Origin of the sequence: Clostridium weizhouense (assembly GCF_019431045.1) — a bacterium.
Taxonomy (GTDB): Bacteria; Bacillota; Clostridia; order Clostridiales; family Clostridiaceae; genus Clostridium; species Clostridium weizhouense.
In genome coordinates this window covers 142768-162959 of the sequence record NZ_JAHXPT010000001.1, presented here as the reverse complement: position 1 = coordinate 162959, position 20192 = coordinate 142768, and the positions used below count along the sequence as shown (strand labels likewise).

Below are 20192 nucleotides of genomic sequence, written 5' to 3'. Positions count from 1 at the left end.
GAGATGCATAAATATTAAAGGGAGTGTTTTAATATATAAGTCGATTTTAAGTTTAAAGTTTATAAGTAGAGGAGTTTAGCATTATACTTAAGATCAATATTAGTTTAAATATAGTGAATAAAACATCCCTTTAAATTGTTTTAGAGGAGGGAAAGATTAATGGAAGATTTAAAAAAGAGAGAAGAAATTGATTCTAAGTTTAAGTGGAAGGTAGAAAAAGTATATAAAAATATTGATGATTGGGAAAAAGATTTTCAGGAATTAAAGAATGAAGCACCTAATTTAAAGAAGTTTTCGGGTAATTTGATAAGTGGAGAGAAAATATTAGAATATCTAAAATTAAATGAAAATATATCAAGAAAAGCAGAAAAATTATATGTTTATGCACATTTAAAATCAGATGAAGATACTTCAAATTCAATATATCAAAGTTTAATGAGTAAGATTGATATATATATGGCTGAATTTGCTGGATATACATCTTTCTTTGTTCCAGAAATTTTAAGCTTGGATGACGGATTTATTGAAAAAGAAATAGAAAGATTAGATGAATTGAAACCCTTTAAATTTCTATTTGATGATATATTAAAAGAAAAACCACATATATTATCAAAAGAAATGGAAGAATTATTAGCATTAGCTTCAGATTGCTTAGATGCTCCATCTGATATTCATAATATTTTAACCAATGCTGATATGAGCTTTGGTAAGATAAAAAATGAAGATGGAAAAGAAGTAGAACTAACTGAAGGGAATTATTCATCTTTTATAAGAAGTAAAAACAGAGAAGTTAGAAAAAGTGCATTTAAACAATTATTTGGTGAATATAAAAAATTACAAAATACATTGGCTACATCTTTAACATGTTCAATTAAAAATTTTAATTTTAATAGTAAAGTAAGAAAATATAATTCAGCAATAGAAGCTTCTCTTAAGCCTAATAATATTCCAGTAGAAGTATATAAAAATGCAGTGAAGGTTATAGATAATAATTTAGATTCACTTCATAGATATGTTGATGTTAAAAAGAAGCTTTTGGGTTTAGATGAAATCCATATGTATGATTTATATGTTCCAGTTATTGAAACTCCAAAGGAAAAAATAGCGTTTAATGAAGGCGTAGAAATTGTATTAGAAGCATTAAAGCCTTTAGGAGATGAGTATTTAACTATTTTTAAAAGTGGAATAGAAGATGGTTGGATAGATATATATGAAAATAAGGGGAAAAAGGGTGGAGCATATTCATGGGGTGGCTATGATACAATGCCATATGTTCTTTTAAATTATAATAATGAATTAGGTGATGTTTCAACATTAGCACATGAAATGGGTCATTCTATTCATTCTTATTATTCAAGAAAAGAGCAATCATATTATTATGCAGGATACACATTATTTTGTGCTGAAGTAGCTTCTACAACAAATGAATCAATATTAATTCATCATTTGATTGAAAAAGAGAAGGATGAAAAGAAGAAACTTTATTTAATTAATCAAGAATTAGAACAAATTAGAACTACAGTATTTAGACAATTAATGTTTGCAGAGTTTGAATTATATACTCATGAAAGCTTGGAAAAAGGAATACCTTTAACAGCAGAAGATTATAATAAAGCATGGCATGACTTAAATGTTAAATATTTTGGAGATAAGATTATAATTGATGAAGAAATTGATGTTGAATGGTCAAGAATTCCTCATTTTTATTCAGATTTTTATGTTTATCAATATGCTACAGGGTATGCAGCTGCTTCAGCATTTTCAAATTCTATCTTAAATGAAGAAGAGGATGCAGTAGATAAATATAAAATGTTTTTAAAAGCTGGAGGTAGTGACTATCCAATAAATATATTAAAAAATTCTGGTGTAGATATGACAACAGATAAGCCTTTAGAAGCAACAATAAAAAGATTTAATGAATTACTAGATATGTTAGATAGATAATAAGATTAAATATATTCTATTAAAATATAAATAGATAATAATATAGTAGAAAATAGAGGACTATCTCAAATGCATAAAAATGCTTTTGAGGCAGCCTCTTTTTAAATATCTAGAAAAGTATAGAATTATATTTTTCAGAAAGCCTATGGGTTTAAACGACAATTGTCAATTATAAACTGTCCATTGAAACGTAACATAGTCACCTTTGTTCTATATTAATTTAAGAAATAAACTAGTTTTTTAAATGATTACAATTTGTATTAATAGATTATTTATAGTAAGGGGAGAGTAAAATAAATGATTGAGCTTAGTAATATATTATATAAATATTTAATAAATAATGACTATTTTTATATGAAGCAATATTATAGTAACTTTCATAAAACTGAACGCTATATTGCAATAAAAGATATAGAAGAATATATTTATTGTGTTTTAGTAACAGATGAAAAATATGAAGAAGTAGATGTTTATGAAGCATTTGAATATATAAAGACACTAGGAAAATCTTTTGTATTTAATTTAGTTGTTTTATCAAATGACGAATATGTGAATATAAAACATGAATATGTTAATAAAATAATTATTGATAAAAAAACATATAATACTATTTTATGTGATGATTCTTGTAAGCCATTAGAAGTTGTAATTAATCAATATGTTAGAAAAAATGAGTTTGAAGTAAATAATTATTTAAAGAACAAAGGAATTACATTAATCATAATGTGTATAAATATTATACTTTTTGTATTAACAGCCTTTTTATCTAACAGCCTATTTTCTATGGATGTAGATGTATTAATATCTTTTGGGGCAAAATATAATAAACTTATCTATGAAGGAGAAATTTGGAGATTATTAACTTGTGCATTTTTACATGGAGGATTAATTCATATATCATGCAATATGTATATGTTATATATATTAGGACCTCAAGTGGAAAAAATTTATGGTATTAAACATTATATAAATATATATTTGGTATCATGTTTAGCATCTAGTTTGTTGAGTTTTTTACTTAGTCCATATATATCAATAGGAGCTTCAGGAGGGATATTTGGATTATTAGGAGCGATGTTAGTATTTGCAATAAAGGAAAGACATAAAATAGAAAAGAGTTCAATAATAAATTTAATAGGAATAATAGTATTAAATTTAATCATTGGTTTTAGTATTGCTAATGTAGATAATAAAGCACATATTGGAGGATTCTTAGGAGGTATAATATCAAGTTACTTAATTTTAAGTTTTAAAAAAAGAATAAATAGATATGTGTAAGTTAGATTTCTTCAAAGCATTAAGAATAGATTATAAGAAAAAACATATTTTAAAATTACATTCATATTAGAATATAAATATAAGCTAATTAAGAAGTTGAAAGGAGAGATTTAGTTTGAAAAAAAAGATGACATATGATCATATAATAACAATATTAGTAGTAATTTATTTAATAATACATTTAATTTATAATATATTATTTCAATCAGGAAATAAATTATGGAATATTTCACTGATTTTTATAGCTATTATAGCTATGAAATTCATTTTTTCTTTTACATTTATGAAAAAATCTAAAATTATGTATATGTTAGGACTAATATTTATAGTTATGTCTATATATTTAGGAAATGTATTAAATATTTATACATTTATAAGTCAATATGATAAAATTCTTCATTTTGTTTCAGGAATTATATTAAGTGTGTTTGGTTTTTCTATATATATTTATTTTGAACATAAAGAGCAAAATAAATTGAATTATAAATTTGCAATAATATTTACTTTAATGTTTTCAATTGCTATGGCTGGGATTTGGGAGATATGGGAGTTTTCAACAGATCAAATATTTGGTTTAACATCCCAACATAATAGTTTATTTGATACAATGATGGATATAATTTGTGGAACAATTGGAGGATGTCTTATATTACCATTGGTTTATATTCATATAAAGAATAAAAAAATAAAATTTTTAGAGGTTATCATTAAAGAAATAACTGAATAAAGATTTATTGATAGATTATCAATAAAATAAGATTAAAACAAATATATTGTTAATATTTTATATAATTAAATAATTTTATGGTAAAAAATATGGAATTAATGTATTATTATAGTTGATTGTAAATTTTGGATTTTAATCTTAATAATTACATGGAAATCTTAATTATTTTTATAATGTACTATAATATAAAAATTAATTTATATTATGAGTTAATTTTAATCTATGTAATACAAAATACACTAAGACTTTCAAAAAAATATTTTATTATAAGAGTTGATTTTTTTATAAAATTTAAGGAGATGAATTTAATTATGGAAGCAAAACAATATGTTGAAAAAGTGTTAAGTAAAATTAATAGGACAAATCCAGGAGAAAAAGAATTTATAGATGCAACTAAAGAAGTATTAATTTCTTTAATACCAGTATTAGAAAAACATCCAGAGTTTATTAAAGCTTCTTTACTTGAAAGAATAGTTGAACCTGAAAGACAAATAATATTTAGAGTACCTTGGATAAATGATGATGGTGAGATAGAAGTAAATAGAGGATTTAGAGTTCAATTCAATAATGCAATAGGTCCGTATAAAGGTGGATTAAGATTTCATCCATCAGTTAATTTAAGTATAATAAAATTTTTAGGATTTGAACAAATTTTTAAAAATTCATTAACAGGTCTACCAATCGGTGGTGCAAAAGGTGGATCAGATTTTAATCCTAAAGGAAAATCTGATAATGAGATTATGAGATTTTGTCAAAGCTTTATGGCTGAATTATATAAATATATTGGTGGAAATATGGATGTTCCTGCTGGAGATATTGGTGTAGGAGGAAGAGAAATAGGTTATCTTTATGGATATTATAAAAAATTAAAGTCTTTAAGTGAACAAGGGGTTTTAACAGGAAAAGGATTAACATTTGGGGGAAGTTTAGCTAGAACTGAAGCTACAGGGTATGGATTAGTATATTTTGCAGAAGAAATGTTAAATGATAATGATATGAGTTTTAAAGGAAAAACGGTTGTTATTTCAGGATCAGGTAATGTTGCTATATATGCAACACAAAAGGCTCAAGAGTTAGGTGCTAAAGTAGTAGCATTAAGTGATTCAAATGGATATATATATGATGAAAATGGGATTGATATAAATGTAATTAAAGAGATAAAAGAAGTTAGAAGAGGAAGAATTAAAGAATATTTAGATGTTGTACCTAATTCTAAGTATCAAGAAGGATGTAATAAAATATGGGAAATAAAATGTGATATAGCTCTTCCATGTGCAACTCAAGGAGAAATTAATAAACAATCTGCTGAAATATTAGTTACTAATAGGGTTAAAGTTGTAGCAGAAGGTGCCAATATGCCTTCAACATTAGAAGCAATAGAAGTATTTCAAAATAATAATGTATTATTTGGACCAGCTAAAGCAGCTAATGCTGGTGGTGTTGCTTGTTCAGCTCTTGAAATGTCACAAAATAGTTTGAGATTATCTTGGACATTTGAGGAAGTTGATAAAAAACTTAAAGAAATAATGAAAAATATTTATAATAATACTAAAAAATCAGCAGAAGAGTATGGACAACCAGGAAATATATTAATGGGTGCTAATATAGCTGGATTTATGAAAGTAGCAAAAGCTATGATGTCTCAAGGTCTTGTATAATTAAATAAAATAATATAAAAAATTGACCTTTAAATTTAGTTACTTATGTTTTTAAATTTAAAGGTTTTAAATTTATATATAGTTTTTTATACATTAAAATAAAGAATTATTTAAAATAGACATAATTAATAATATTTTAAATAAATATCTAAATATAAGGGTAATATAAGAATATAAGTCATATATAAAGATAAGTTAAAGAAATTAAGAAAAGTGAAGGTAAATGATTACATAATAAGTAAATTAAATAAATTTAATTTTATCTTAAGAAATATACACTTGATTTTTTAGTTATATTGAAATATATTAAATAAAGATGTAATTAAAATGTGTATATAAAATAATGAATGGAAAATGAGATCCATTTAGCATTAGGAGTGAATGTAATGGGAAAATACATTTTTACCATAACAGCTGTATTTCAAATATTAGTTTTTACATTAACCGTGTATTACATGGTATTAGGATTTTTCGGACTTGTTAGAAAGAAAGAAAAAAAAGATTATACTCCAAAGAAAAAATTTGCGTTACTAATTGCAGCACATAATGAAGAAGTAGTTATTAGTAAGCTTATAGAGAGTATGTTGAATCTTGAATATCCTAAAGATATGTATGACATTTTTGTAATAGCAGATAATTGTACGGATAATACTGCTAAGATAGCAAGTAAATATAAGGTAAATGTTTGTGAAAGATTTGAAAAAGATAAAAGAGGTAAAGGATATGCATTAGAATGGATGTTTGCAAATCTATTTAAAATGGAAAAACAATATGATGCAATAGCCATATTTGATGCTGATAATCTTGTACATAAAAATTTCTTAAAAGAAATAAATTTAAAAATGTGTCAAGGTTATAAAGTTGTACAAGGGTATATTGACAGTAAAAATCCAGATGATTCTTGGATTGCAACTGCTTATTCAATAGCTTTTTGGACTCAAAATAGACTTTTCCAATTAGCAAGAGCAAATGTTGGATTTTCTAATCAAATAGGAGGAACAGGATTTGCTATTGATACTGAGACATTAAAAGAATTAGGTTGGGGAGCTACATGCTTAACAGAGGATTTAGAGTTCACATGTAAACTTGTTCTTAATGGAGCAAAAGTAGGCTGGGCGCATGATGCTATTATTTATGATGAAAAACCTTTAAAATTAGCTCAATCATGGACTCAAAGGAAAAGATGGATGCAAGGTTTTACTGACGTAGCATCAAGATATTTTTTCAAGTTAGTTAAGAAGTCAATTAAAGAAAGAAAATGGTATATTTTTGATTGTGCGTTATATGTATTACAACCATTTGTTACTTTAATGTTGGCTTTATCTGCAATTTTAACAATTGTTCAAGTTGATTCGTCAGCGGGAAGGGACATATTTATTTTAAGTTATTTATTAAGTGATATTGGATGGAAAGTTTTTGCCTTAATTCAGTTTATTATTACGCCTGTAGTATTAGCATTAGAAGAAAAAGTATCTAAGGCATTTTTAACAATGACTGTTATATATTCAACCAATGTATTTGTTATTCCGTATCTTTTAGAAGGTGTAGAAAACTATTTTATTTCTTTAGGAATAACAATAGGATTTAATTTAGCATTTTTATTTTTAGTTCTAATTTTATTAGGTAAAAAGAATTTAATACTATTTTTTAGATTCTTATTATATGGAATATATACAATAACATGGATACCAATTACTATACAAGGAATAATAAATAAGAATAATAAAGAGTGGAGCCATACTAAACATGTTAGAAGTATAGAAATATATGATGTATAGTTTCGCTATTAATAAATAAAAATATAATATTAAAAGAGTGCTTATTAGAAAGTAATTTAAAACTTTATGTTTTGTTTCTTGTAAAATAAAGCACTCTTATTTTATATTTATATATAAGTTCTAATAAAGTTTATTCATTAATTAAATATTACATAAAATTTAGATTTTAAGATAAGTATTAACGTTAATTTTGACATTAGCTATAAAATAAAGTATATTTTTATAGTAGACCAGTACATAAGTTCGCTTGTGTAATGATTATAATATGATTATTTAAAATATTTCTATTTTTTTACTGAATATTAGTATTTTTAAATATAGAAAAAATAAAGGATTTTTAAATAATCATAGCTAAATAAGAAAATATGAGTTAATAAATTGATTTACTTATGAGTGTACTTTAAAAGAATATTTATTATATCTAAGTGAACAAATGATGATTATTAATATATTCAATTTATTAGTATATTTTTAGGAGGACCTTATGGAATTAAAAAATAGTAATTATGATGTAACGGACTTAACATCTTTAGAAAAATTAGAGCCGGTAAGAATTAGACCAGGTATGTATATAGGTTCTACAGGAATGAAAGGACTACATCATTGTATATGGGAAATAATAGATAACTCTATAGATGAAATTAGTAATGGTTATGGAGATAAAATAACTATAACTTTAAATGAAGATAAGAGTGTTACAATTCTAGATAATGGAAGAGGTATACCTACGGGAGTACATCCTATAAAGAAAAAAACGGGCGTTGAAATGGTATTTACAGAACTACATACGGGTGGCAAGTTTGATAATAAAAATTATAAAACTTCTGGTGGACTTCATGGTGTTGGAGCAGCAGTTGTAAATGCATTATCAAAATGGCTTGAAGTAGAAGTGTACCAAAATGGGAATATATATAGACAAAGATTTGAATATGCTTTTGATAAAGAATTAAAAAGAAATATGCCAGGAACTCCAGTATCTAAGTTACAAACAATAGGGAAGACAAAAGAAAATGGTACTAAAGTAACTTTTAGACCAGATAATGAAATATTTTCAACTGTAGATTTTAAATTTGATATTATAGACAGTAGATTACAAGAGTTAGCTTTCCAAAATAAAGGCATAAGATTAGAGCTTATAGATAGAAGAAAGTCTGAAGAAATTAAAAAAGAATATTATTCAGAAAATGGGCTTTTAGATTTTATAAATTATTTAAATGAAAGTAAGACTGTAATTCATGATACACCTATAATCTTTGATGGAGATAGATCACTAAATAATATCCAGATACATGGAGAGGTATGTATTCAATTTACAGATTCATCCACAGAATATATAGCAAGTTATGTAAATAATATACCTACTACTGAAGCAGGAACACATGAAACTGGATTTAAGACTGGTATGACAAGAGCATTTAAAGAGGGTGCTAAAAAGCTTAATCTAATTAAAGAAAAAGATAAAGACTTTGAAGGCAATGATTTAAGAGAAGGAATGACTGCAATATTAAGAATTAAAATTACTAATCCTATTTTTGAAGGGCAAACTAAAACTAAACTTGGTAATAATGAAGCATATACTATGATGAATGATTTGGTTTATACTAAATTTTCAGAATGGATTGAGGATAATAAAGAATTAGCCACAATATTAATTAATAATGCTTTAGAATCAGCTAAAAGAAGAGATAAAATAAAAAAAATAAATGATGCAGAAAAGAAAAAGGTTGGAGTAGGAACCTCTCCATTAGCAGGGAAAGTCGCAGTATGTACTCTAAAAGATAAAACAGTAAATGAATTTATAGTGGTTGAGGGAGATTCTGCTGGAGGTTCTGCTAAACAGGCAAGAGATAGAAGATTTCAAACTATTATGCCTTCTAAAGGTAAAATAATGAATACTGAGAAACAAAAATTAGAAAATGTATTAGCATCAGAAGAACTAAAAATATTTAATACAGCTATTGGTACTGGAATATTAGATAATTATAAACAAGAAGATATGAAATACGATAAAATAATAATAATGAGTGATGCTGATGTAGATGGATATCATATAAGAACTCTATGGATGACATATATTTATAGATATATGAGACCTTTAATTGCAAATGGTCATCTTTATTTAGCACAACCACCTTTATATAAAGTCTATAAAGTAAACAAAGGTGTTGAAACAGTAAAATATGCTTATAGTGATGATGACTTAGAAGCAGTTAAGAAGGAAATAGGAAAGGGTGCTTTGATACAAAGATATAAAGGGCTTGGAGAAATGAACCCTGATCAATTATGGGAAACTACTTTAAATCCAGAAACTAGAACGCTTATGCAAGTTACAATAGATGATGCAGCAAAAGCAGAGAAGATGATATCTTTGCTAATGGGAGATATAGTAGAACCTAGAAAAAGTTATATGTATAAATATGGAGAATTTAATTAATAAATAATATTAAATATATTTTAAACAATATTGATATTTAGTATAAATTAAATTCTAATGTTAATTAGCTTTTATACTATAATATTAACATTTACTTAAAATATAAATTTATAATTAAGCAAAAAGCTCATTTTATGAGCTTTTTTGAAAATATGTTGAAGAAATTTTACTTGAAGTTAAGAATTACTTTAAGATTATTAATTATTAAATTAGGAACGGAGAAAAATTATGGCAAAGAAAATAAAGACTATCCCTAAGGATAATAATATAATTAGGATTCCTTTAGAAGAAGCAATGCCGGAAAATTATTTACCTTATGCAATAGAAGTTGCAAAAGACAGGGCACTTCCTGATGTAAGAGATGGATTAAAACCGGTTCATAGAAGAATACTTTATGGTGCATATCTTTTAAAGGCTTTTCCTGATAGACCATACTATAAATCAGCAAGAATAGTAGGAGATATTTTAGGTAAATTTCATCCACATGGAGATACATCAGTTTATGATGCAATGACAATTTTAGCACAAGATTTTTCGACGAGAATACCATTGATAGATGGACACGGTAACTGGGGATCTATAGATGGAGATAGTGCAGCAGCAATGCGTTATACAGAGGCAAGACTTGCTTCTATTTCCATGGAAATGATAAGGGATATAGATAAGGATACTGTAGATATGATTCCTAACTATTCTGATAGTGAAGTTGAACCTAAAGTGTTACCTAGTAGATATCCAAATCTTTTAGTGAATGGTGCATTTGGTATTGCAGTAGGACTTGCAACTAATATTCCACCTCATAATTTAGAAGAAGTAACTAATGGTGTATTAGCTTATATAGATAATAATGAGATTTCTACTAAAGATCTTATGGAGTTTATAAAAGGACCAGATTTACCTACTGGAGGAATATTAATAGGGAAAAATTCACTTGAATCAGCTTATGAAACAGGTGTAGGAAAGGTTGCATATAGAGCAAAAACTTCAATTGAGACATTAGAAAATGGAAGATTAGGAATAGTGATAAGTGAGTTTCCTTACAAGAGAAATAAAGCAAAAATACTTCAAACAATTTCAGAAATGACAGGAGATAAAAGACATTCTAAAGCTTTAGAATTAATAGCAGATATTAGAGATGAATCAGATAGACATGGAATAAGAGCTGTTATTGAATTTAAAAAGACTGCAAATGAAGAAAATGTAGATAAAGTATTAAAATATTTATTTAAAAAAACGGATTTGCAATGTAATATAAATTTTAATATGGTAGCTTTAGCAGATGGAAAGCCTGAAACTATGAGTTTAAAGGCGATGATTAGGTATTATGTAAATCATCAAAAAGAGATAGTAACAAGAAGAAGTGAAAAAGAACTTCAAATTGCTAAAAAAAGACATCATATAGTTGAAGGTTTTATAAAAGCAATTGATGTATTAGATGAAGTGATTGCAACAATTAGGGCTTCTAAATCTAAAAAGGATGCATCTATTAATTTGATAAATAAGTTTGAATTCTCAGAAGAACAAGCTCAAGCTATTTTAGAATTAATGCTATATAGATTAACTGGACTTGAAATAAAAGTTTTTGAAAAAGAGTATAAAGAACTTCAAAAGATAATAAAAAGATTAGAAAAAATATTATCTGATGAAAAAGAATTATTAAAAGTAATAAAAAGTGAATTGAAAGAAATAAGTGATAAATATAGTGATAAAAGAAGAACAGCTGTAGTAGAAGATGATAGTAAAAGTAAAATAGATCTTAATGAATTAATAGTAATAGAAGAAGTTATGGTAACTCTATCAAAAGATGGATTTATAAAAAGAATACCTCTTAAAAATTATAATAGATCTAACTTTAATCCGGATGATATAGATTATAGAGAAGGTGATTCGTTAGAATATCTTATAAGTTCTAATACAAGAGATAGTTTACTTATATTCACTGAAAAAGGCTTTATGTATCAAGTTAAGAGTATAAATATACCTGAATTAAAGTGGAAAGAAAAAGGGGAAAGATTGGATGAAATAATAAAATCTTTAGATTTAGAAGATGAAAAAATAATTAATGTAATATCAGTAGATAATTTTAATCCTAATAAAATCTTTAGATTTATAACTAAAAATGGTGGAATAAAAGAAACTTCATTAGATAAATTTGAAACATCATATGCAAAGTTACAAGCTTTAAAGTTGCGTGATGGAGATGAACTATTAAGTGTTAAAATCAAAGATTCTGAAGAAGAAAATCAATATTTGAGAGTTAAGAGTAAGTTAGGTTTAGATTTTATTGTGGAAATACCAGAACTAGAAAATGTTTCGAGAAATATTCTTGCAATACAATTATTTAATCTTTCTTCTGATGATGAAATAATTGAAGTAGAAGATTGTAAAGAAGATGAATATTTTGAATTTAATATTGGAGTTACAGATAAAAATACGTTTAAATCATATAAGAAAATTAAAGAAGATGCATTAAAGACTAGAACTAATTCTTTAAAATATTTAGCCTTATTCACCAATAAAGGAAATGTATATAAAATACCAGTATTTTTAATGAAAAATATAATAGAAAATGAAGTAAAAGTAGAATTGTATACTGGAGGATTAGAAAAAGGGGAAAAGGTTATCAAGATATCTACATTATATTCTTATGATGAAAAATTAGCAGTATATTCATTTAGTAAAAAAGGGTTAGTTAAGAAGACATTGCTTCAAGAATTTGAAGGCGATATAAATAAACAATGTTATTATAAATTAAAAAGTGAAGATGATGAAGTAGTATCAGTAGATATCAATAAAGTTACATTAGGACATTTACTTATAATAACTAAAAAAGGTATGGCTATAAGATTCCCAGTTGAGAATGTTAATACAATGGGGAAAATAGCTTCTGGAGTTACTGGAATTAGTTTAAGAGATGAAGATGAAGTTATATTTGGAGGGTATATTTCTAAATATTTAGAAGGGGAAGATAATACAGTTATTATATCTCCCAAATCACAGGAGATTTTACTTACTTCAAAAGATAAGCAAAAATTAACATTAAAAGTTGATGAAGTTAAATTACAAAATAGAGCGGGTAGAGGTACTAATATAATGTTAATGGTTGACGATGAAGTTAAAGATATATTAATAGTATAATAATAAGATACATTTTTATTTAGGCATAATCAAAAAAACAACAAGTTCATGTGTCTTATTTAAATGCTTTTATGTATCTAGTTGATGAGTTATAATTAAAAAAAGTAAAGGATGTTTTAAGTTTTTTAAACATCCTTTTTATTAAGGTATTTAGGAGGTAATTTGAATGAAAAAATCGTGTATATTATTAGCAGAAGGCTTTGAAGAAGTGGAAGCTTTAATGGTAAGTGATATTATAAGAAGAACAGGAATGAATTGTGATTTAGTATCTATGGATAAAGAATTAGTAAAATCTTCTCATGGAGTAGTTATAAAAGCTGATAAAATATTTGATGAAAATTTAGAATATGATTTAGTTGTACTTCCAGGAGGAATGCCAGGGGCAACTAATTTGAGAGATGATTCTAGAGTGATAAAATTTATTAATAAATATAATGCTAATGGGAAATTGATAGGTGCTATATGTGCAGCGCCAATAGTATTGGGTAAGGCAGGATTAACAGTAGGAAAAAATGTAACATCTTATCCAGGTTTTGAAGAAGAATTAAATAATTGTACTTATTTAGAAGATGAAGTTGTTGTTGATGGCAATATAATAACAAGTAGGGGACCAGCAACAGCTATGGCATTTGCTTATAGGCTAATAGAGAAACTAGGTTATGATAAAGTTAACGAATTAGCTAAATCTATGTTATATAAGTAATACTTTATAGGTTTGTGAATGTTTTATTATAATATAAATTCTATTTTAAAATATATATAAATAGTTTTTAAAAATAATCCACAATTCTCCTCTTTTTTTATCTAATATATAGGAATAATGTGGATTATTTGTTATTTAAATGAATAAAATTAATCACGAATGTGAATATTTACTTATAAACTTAGGTTTTAAGTGTATGCTAATGTTAAGATAATGTGTATTACAAGAAGTAAGTTTTTATTAAAGAGTTTGGAGGATATATGGTAGAAAAATGGTTTGTAAAAAATAAAAAAGTGGATTTTAAAAAAGTTTCTATAAAATATGGTGTAAGTGAATTAATAAGTAAATTAATTATAAACAGAGATATTACAGAGGATAATATGATAAAAAATTATATAAATCCTAGTATTGAAAAACTTCATGATGCAAGTGAAATGAAAGATATAAAAAAAGCTGTTAATATATTGAAAGATAAGATAAAATCACAATCTAAAATAAGAATAGTTGGAGATTATGATGTCGATGGAGTAATTAGTGTCTATATATTGTATACTTCATTAAAAAAATGTGGGGCAAATGTAGATTATGAAATTCCAGATAGGATAAAGGATGGATATGGAATAAATAAAGATATAATTTTTAAAGCAAATGAAGATGGCGTAGATACATTATTAACATGTGATAATGGTATTTCAGCAATTGATCAAATAAAATATGCTAAAGAATTAGGTATGACAGTAATAGTAACTGATCATCATGATATACCATTTGTTGAAGATGAAAATGGTATACGAACTTTTATATCTTCTGAGGCAGATGCTATAGTTAATCCTAAACAAATTGAGTGTAAATATAAATTTGATAGGATATGTGGAGCAGGTGTAGCATTTAAATTAATTCAACTTTTATTTAATGAAATGGATATTAAAAAAGAAGAAAGTTTTAAATTAATAGAATTTGTTGCTATAGCTACGGTTTGTGATGTTGTGGATCTTATTGATGAAAATAGAATATTTGTTAAAAATGGTTTGGCTATGATAAATAAAACAACAAACTTAGGATTAAAAGCGTTGATAAATGCAACAAATATGTATGATAAAGAAATATCTACATATCATTTGGGATTTGTTATAGGTCCGTGTATAAATGCATCAGGTAGGTTAGATTCTGCAAAAAGAGGATTAAGATTATTGTTATCAGAAGAGGAAGAACAAGCAAGAATACTGGCAGACGAATTGGTAGAATTAAATAATGAAAGAAAAGATATGACTCTTGAAGGGGTAGAGAAAGCTATAGATATTGTAGAGAGTACTAATATTAAAAATGATAAGGTATTTTTAATATATATATCAGAAGTTCATGAAAGTTTAGCTGGAATAATAGCAGGTAGAATAAGAGAAAAATATAACGTTCCAACAATAATACTTACAAAAGCAGAAAATGGAGCTAAAGGTTCTGGGAGATCAATAGAAGAATACAATATGTTTGAGGAATTGATAAAATGTAAGGAGCTATTAGATAAATTTGGAGGACATCCTATGGCAGCTGGATTGTCTTTAAAAGAAGAAAATATAGATAAACTTAGAGAAAAGCTTAATAAAAATACTATTCTTACAGAAGAAGAACTTATTCCTAAAGTTACAATAGATTTAGCATTAAATTTAGATTATATTAATTATGATATGATAAATGATTTAGAAGTTCTAGAACCTTTTGGAAAAGGTAATTCTAAACCTTTATTTGGTGCAAAAAATATATGTGTAATTAAAGCTATGGTTCTTGGTAAAAACAATAATGTATTAAAGCTTAAGCTTAAAACCGAGTTAGGAAAAATTATTGATGGAATCTATTTTGGTGATATTAATGAATTTGAGAATACAATAATAAATAAGTATGGGAATGAAGAATTACATAAATTATATGATGGTCAATATAATAGTGTTAATATAGATTTTATATTTTACCCAAGTATAAATGAATATAATGGTGTTAGTAATATTCAGCTTATAATACAAAATTATAGATAATTATTTTCATACTTAAAGTATGTTATTAATTTAGGCTATGTTTTAAGTAAATGTTGATATTATAGTATAAAGCTCATGGACAGGGGAATTTACTTTAAGAACTCTAAAATAAAGCTTAGTCCAATTAATGCATGCTCCCAATCACAGATTGTTGACAAGCAATTAATTGTACAAATCTTCATTAAGAGTTCTAAAAAGTAAATTCCAATGCCAATTCGCCCTTATACTATAATATCAACACTGTTTTAAAACATAGCCTTAATTTTAAATAGGGTGTTTACAAAATTATTATATTTTGTAAATACCCTTTAAGATTCTAATCGCCTATTACTTGGCAAACATTTTCAATAAGTGATTCAGTATAATTTTCGTATAAGAAATCTATATAATTTCCATTAGTATTACATTGATTTGCTTGGAAAATTTGATATTGAATGTTATTAACTTTGCTATTAATTAAATCTAACTTTCCTGAGATTTCCTTTAATTTAGCTCTTTCATCCATTAAAATCACTCCTTTTACCAAATTCTATTTTTAACAGCTTCCTTTTTAAGTTCTTGTCTAAAATCAGGATGAGCTATAGCTATTAAACTATCAACTCTTTCTCTAATACTTTTACCACGAAGATTTGCTACACCATATTCTGTAACAACATATTGAACATCGTTTCTAGAATATGTAATTGCTGCTCCCATATAATGACTTGCAGTTATACTAGAAATAGTATCATTTTTAGCAGTAGAGTATAATGCGATTATAGATTTTCCGCCTTCACTCATTTGAGCACCTATACCAGTATCAGTTTGTCCACCAGTTCCACTGTATTGTTTAAAACCTAAACTTTCAGATGCACATTGTCCAGTTAAATCTATAGAAAGTGATGTGTTTATAGAAACCATCTTTTTATTTTTAGCTAATACGTAAGGATTATTTACATAAGAACATCTTTTCATTTCTATACAAGGATTATCATTTAAGAAATCATATAATCTTTTAGAACCAAAGGCGAAAGCACCAACAATTTTATTTCTATGAAGAGTTTTCTTAGTATTATTTACTACTCCAGCTTCAAATAAATCAACCACACCTTCAGTAATCATTTCAGTATGGATTCCTAAATCTTTTTTCGTTAATAAAGATTTAGCAACTGCGTTAGGAATGCCACCAATTCCAAGTTGAATAGTAGAACCATCTTCTACTAAATCAGCAATATATTGACCTATTTTAAAATCTTTTTCACTAGGTTCTTTGGTTACTAATTCAGGAACTTTTTCTTGACTTTCATAAACATAATCAACTTCACTTATATGAATACAAGTATCTCCTAGAACTCTAGGTAAATTTTCATTTATTTCTAAAATTACAATATCAGCATTTTCTAAAGAATCTCTTTCATATACTAATGAAAGTGATAATGAGAAGAAACCATGCTCGTCCATTGGAGTAGCAGCACCTACAAAGATATTAGGTTTTTTGTAACTTAATCTGTTAATAGCAGAATATCTAAGGTGTGTTGGTATATATGAAACTAATCCTGTTGGATGTGCCTTTCTAGCAGGTCCAGCAAAGAAAGTACTCTCATTTACAAAGTGTCCAGCCATACTTGGATCAGTATGATATTTATAATCTAAAGCACTAAGCATACTAACAACAGATACATTTTCTACTCTATCTCTTATCTCATGAAGTCTTGACATAAATAGTGTAGCCTCACAAGGTCCTAATGAAGTAACAATTTCATCATTTGATTTAACAAGTGATAAGGCAGTATCTACTGTGATAGTTTTGTTTTTCAATTGTTCTGAATAATTCATAAAAATATCCCCCTAGTCAAATAAAGTGTTATTTTCTTAACAATAATAATTATAAAAACGATTACTTTAAATACGAAGTAATTCATAATCTTCTCTAAGTATTCTTTTAGTTAAATGTTGTATTATAAAATTCAAGAATAACTTATTTTTAGCTTTTGTGTAATTAAGTTTACTTATAAGCACGTAAACAAGGGTGTTTGCTAGTTTACATAACTAAAAAAATAATATTAAATTAGATAATAATAATAAATATATTAGATTGAAGTAACTTTGTAAATTATTATTTATCTCTATATTTATAATATACTACATTGTTAAATAAAAAACAATACTAATTTTCAGAATTTATTAAATATTTAGAAGTATATAATTTTTCAATCAAAATAGAGGATAGTTTTAAACTATCCTCTAAAAGTATTTATAATGTTTATTTATGGTTAAAGATTTCTTTCATATTGTTCAACCATTCTTTTAACCATTTCGCCACCAACGCTTCCGCATTGTTTTGAACTTAAATCTCCATTATATTCTTTGAATGGTACGCCCATTTCATTAGCAACTTCATTTTTGAATTTTGCTAATCCACTTTTTGCTTCAGGGATTAAGTTTTGATTATTGTAATTACTCATGTTTTTCACCTCCTTTACTTTGTATATATAGCTTGTGTAAAAAAATAAAAATTATATTATATAAATGGAGGAAAAGGAGGAGTAGATTGACAGGCTTTGACTAAGGTAAATAAATAATGTATTCTAAATTTGTGTTAGTTTAGAATACATTATTTATACAAAGTATGAAAAAATATATATTTTAAGTAGTATACTTAAATAAGTAAATTATTAATTATATACTATTTGAGCATTAAGTGGTTAAATCATATCGGTTATATTTAATAAATAAACTTTATTAGAATTATATATTTTTCAACAATGCTGTGTTTTAAGTTGTAGAAACAATGTAATGAAAGGATGAGTTATTCTTGTATAAATATAAAATAATAATGACAGGTGGAGGAACAGCTGGCCATGTGACGCCTAATTTAGCGTTGGTACCGTCATTAAAGGAAAAAGGTTTTGAAATAAAATATATTGGTAGCAAAGATGGAATAGAAAAAGAAATAATTAAAAAAAGTGATATTTCATATTTTGAGATATCTTCAGGTAAATTAAGAAGATATTTTGATGTAAAGAACTTTTCAGACCCATTTAAAGTTTTAAAGGGAATAATAGATGCAAAACGTATTTTGAATAAAGAAAAACCAGATGTTATTTTCTCTAAAGGAGGATTTGTAGCAGTTCCAGTAGTTATTGCAGCATATTTAAAAAATATACCAGTAGTAGCTCATGAGTCTGATATTACACCAGGGCTTGCCAATAAATTATCAGCTCCTTTTTGTACTAAATTATGTGTTACTTTTAGAGAAAGTTTAAAATTTGTAAAAGAAGATAAAGGCGTATTAACTGGTAGTCCAATAAGAAAAGAAATTCTAAATGGAGATAAAAATAAAGGGAAAGAATTTTGCAATTTTACAGATGAAAAAGAAATTTTATTAATAATGGGTGGTAGCTTAGGTTCTAAAGTGATAAATAGAGAAATTAGAAAAAATCTAGAATTATTATTAAAAGAATTTAACATAATTCATATTTGTGGTAAAGATAATTTAGATATTAATCTTTTAAACAAAAAAGGTTATAAACAATTTGAGTATGTTACAGAAGAATTACCTCATTTAATGAAAGCTTCAGATTATATAATATCAAGAGCAGGTGCAAACTCAATTTTTGAATTTCTAGAGTTGAAAAAACCAACTCTATTAATACCACTTTCTAAAAAAGCAAGTAGAGGAGACCAAATCTTAAATGCTAATTCGTTTAAAAATGAAGGGTATTCGCTTGTATTAGAAGAAGAAGAATTACAAAAAGATGCTTTATATAAGAAAATTATTGAACTTAAATCTAAAAAAAGTGAGCTTATTAAAGCAATGGACAGAGGTGATGGTAAAAATAGTATAGATTGCATAATAAATGTAATATTAGAAAGTATAAAAAAATAATTATATATTAATTTTTTTGTACAATAATAAGGAATATCAATGGAAAATATATATAATTGTCTAAGTTTAATTAATGAAACCTTGCAAAAAAAAATATGTGATATATAATAAAGTATGTAGGTTTATTTAATTTTCATTAGGAGAGTTAATTATTTAACGAAAGGCGAGGTGCTATTTTTATGAAAAAGGTGTCAATCATTTATTGGAGTTGTGGTGGGAATATAGAGATTCTTGCTAATGTGATGGCAGATAGCGCTGAAAATTTAGGTGCAGAGGTAACTTTAAAGCATGTTACAGATGCAACAGTTGAAGACGTCTTAGAGGCAGATTCTGTGGCGTTTGGAAGTCCTGCTATGGATGAAAATAATATAGAACAGCAAGAAATGCAACCATTTCTTGAAAAACTAAAAGATTTACCTATCAAAAATAAAAATTGTGTTTTATTTGGAACTCATGGATGGATTGAGGATACGTTTATGAAATTTTGGGCGCATACAATGAAATCATATGGGCTTAATTTGATTGGAGAATTAATTGTAAAAGAGTCACCAACAAAGGAACAATTAAAACAAGCTAAATTTTTAGGGGAAAAACTCGCTAAATAATATTGTTTATGAGGTAGTCAATTAAGACTTAC

General features: G+C 25.9%; 14 protein-coding genes. 11 read left to right on the top strand and 3 right to left on the bottom strand.

What is annotated here, in order from left to right; translation table 11 throughout:
* Positions 1–159 precede the first annotated feature (159 nt).
* From pepF to recJ, 9 genes are all read left to right on the top strand, one after another.
* Positions 160–1944: an oligoendopeptidase F gene (gene pepF, locus KYD98_RS00785; RefSeq protein ID WP_219777685.1), complete on the top strand. Its 1785-nt coding sequence runs from the start codon at positions 160–162 to the stop codon at positions 1942–1944.
* A gap of 297 nt (positions 1945–2241) precedes the next feature.
* A complete protein-coding gene (locus tag KYD98_RS00780) occupies positions 2242–3222 on the top strand; it encodes a rhomboid family intramembrane serine protease (RefSeq protein WP_219777684.1) in 981 nt (326 codons plus the stop codon).
* 115 nt (positions 3223–3337) lie between these two features.
* Positions 3338–3949 carry a DUF2238 domain-containing protein gene (locus KYD98_RS00775; protein ID WP_219777683.1) on the top strand — a complete coding sequence of 204 codons (612 nt, stop codon included), beginning with the start codon at positions 3338–3340 and terminating at the stop codon, positions 3947–3949.
* Positions 3950–4260: 311 nt separating this feature from the next.
* Positions 4261–5607 (top strand): NADP-specific glutamate dehydrogenase, encoded by a 1347-nt coding sequence (gene gdhA / locus KYD98_RS00770; protein ID WP_219777682.1) that lies wholly within the window; start codon positions 4261–4263, stop codon positions 5605–5607.
* Positions 5608–5993: 386 nt separating this feature from the next.
* Complete coding sequence (locus KYD98_RS00765) at positions 5994–7385, top strand: glycosyltransferase family 2 protein (protein ID WP_219777681.1); 1392 nt, start codon at positions 5994–5996, stop codon at positions 7383–7385.
* A gap of 484 nt (positions 7386–7869) precedes the next feature.
* Positions 7870–9819 carry a DNA gyrase/topoisomerase IV subunit B gene (locus KYD98_RS00760; RefSeq protein WP_219777680.1) on the top strand — a complete coding sequence of 650 codons (1950 nt, stop codon included), beginning with the start codon at positions 7870–7872 and terminating at the stop codon, positions 9817–9819.
* 228 nt (positions 9820–10047) lie between these two features.
* Entirely contained in the window at positions 10048–12957 is a 2910-nt protein-coding gene (locus tag KYD98_RS00755) for a DNA topoisomerase IV subunit A (protein WP_219777679.1), read from the top strand.
* Between the two features lie 166 nt (positions 12958–13123).
* The gene (locus KYD98_RS00750) at positions 13124–13660 is read left to right on the top strand and encodes a DJ-1 family glyoxalase III (RefSeq protein ID WP_219777678.1); all 537 of its coding nucleotides are present in this window, start codon (positions 13124–13126) and stop codon (positions 13658–13660) included.
* Positions 13661–13920: 260 nt separating this feature from the next.
* Entirely contained in the window at positions 13921–15687 is a 1767-nt protein-coding gene (gene recJ / locus KYD98_RS00745) for a single-stranded-DNA-specific exonuclease RecJ (RefSeq protein WP_219777677.1), read from the top strand.
* Between the two features lie 316 nt (positions 15688–16003).
* On the opposite strand, the gene KYD98_RS00740 is transcribed toward recJ, so the two are convergent.
* The 3 genes from KYD98_RS00740 to KYD98_RS00730 all read right to left on the bottom strand — a co-directional run bounded on the left by KYD98_RS00740 (position 16004) and on the right by KYD98_RS00730 (position 18131).
* On the bottom strand, positions 16004–16192 hold the full coding sequence (locus tag KYD98_RS00740; RefSeq protein ID WP_219777676.1) for a hypothetical protein: 189 nt from the start codon (positions 16190–16192) through the stop codon (positions 16004–16006).
* Positions 16193–16206: 14 nt separating this feature from the next.
* On the bottom strand, positions 16207–17502 hold the full coding sequence (locus KYD98_RS00735; RefSeq protein ID WP_219777675.1) for an acetyl-CoA hydrolase/transferase family protein: 1296 nt from the start codon (positions 17500–17502) through the stop codon (positions 16207–16209).
* A gap of 437 nt (positions 17503–17939) precedes the next feature.
* The gene (locus KYD98_RS00730) at positions 17940–18131 is read right to left on the bottom strand and encodes an alpha/beta-type small acid-soluble spore protein (RefSeq protein WP_219777674.1); all 192 of its coding nucleotides are present in this window, start codon (positions 18129–18131) and stop codon (positions 17940–17942) included.
* 350 nt (positions 18132–18481) lie between these two features.
* Here KYD98_RS00730 and murG point away from each other — a divergent pair, with 350 nt between their 5' ends.
* Both murG and KYD98_RS00720 read left to right on the top strand, forming a co-directional pair.
* Positions 18482–19555 carry an undecaprenyldiphospho-muramoylpentapeptide beta-N-acetylglucosaminyltransferase gene (murG, locus tag KYD98_RS00725; protein WP_219777673.1) on the top strand — a complete coding sequence of 358 codons (1074 nt, stop codon included), beginning with the start codon at positions 18482–18484 and terminating at the stop codon, positions 19553–19555.
* A 179-nt stretch (positions 19556–19734) separates the two neighbouring features.
* Positions 19735–20160, top strand: a complete 426-nt coding sequence (locus tag KYD98_RS00720; RefSeq protein ID WP_219777672.1) for a flavodoxin domain-containing protein — start codon at positions 19735–19737, stop codon at positions 20158–20160.
* Positions 20161–20192: the final 32 nt, after the last annotated feature.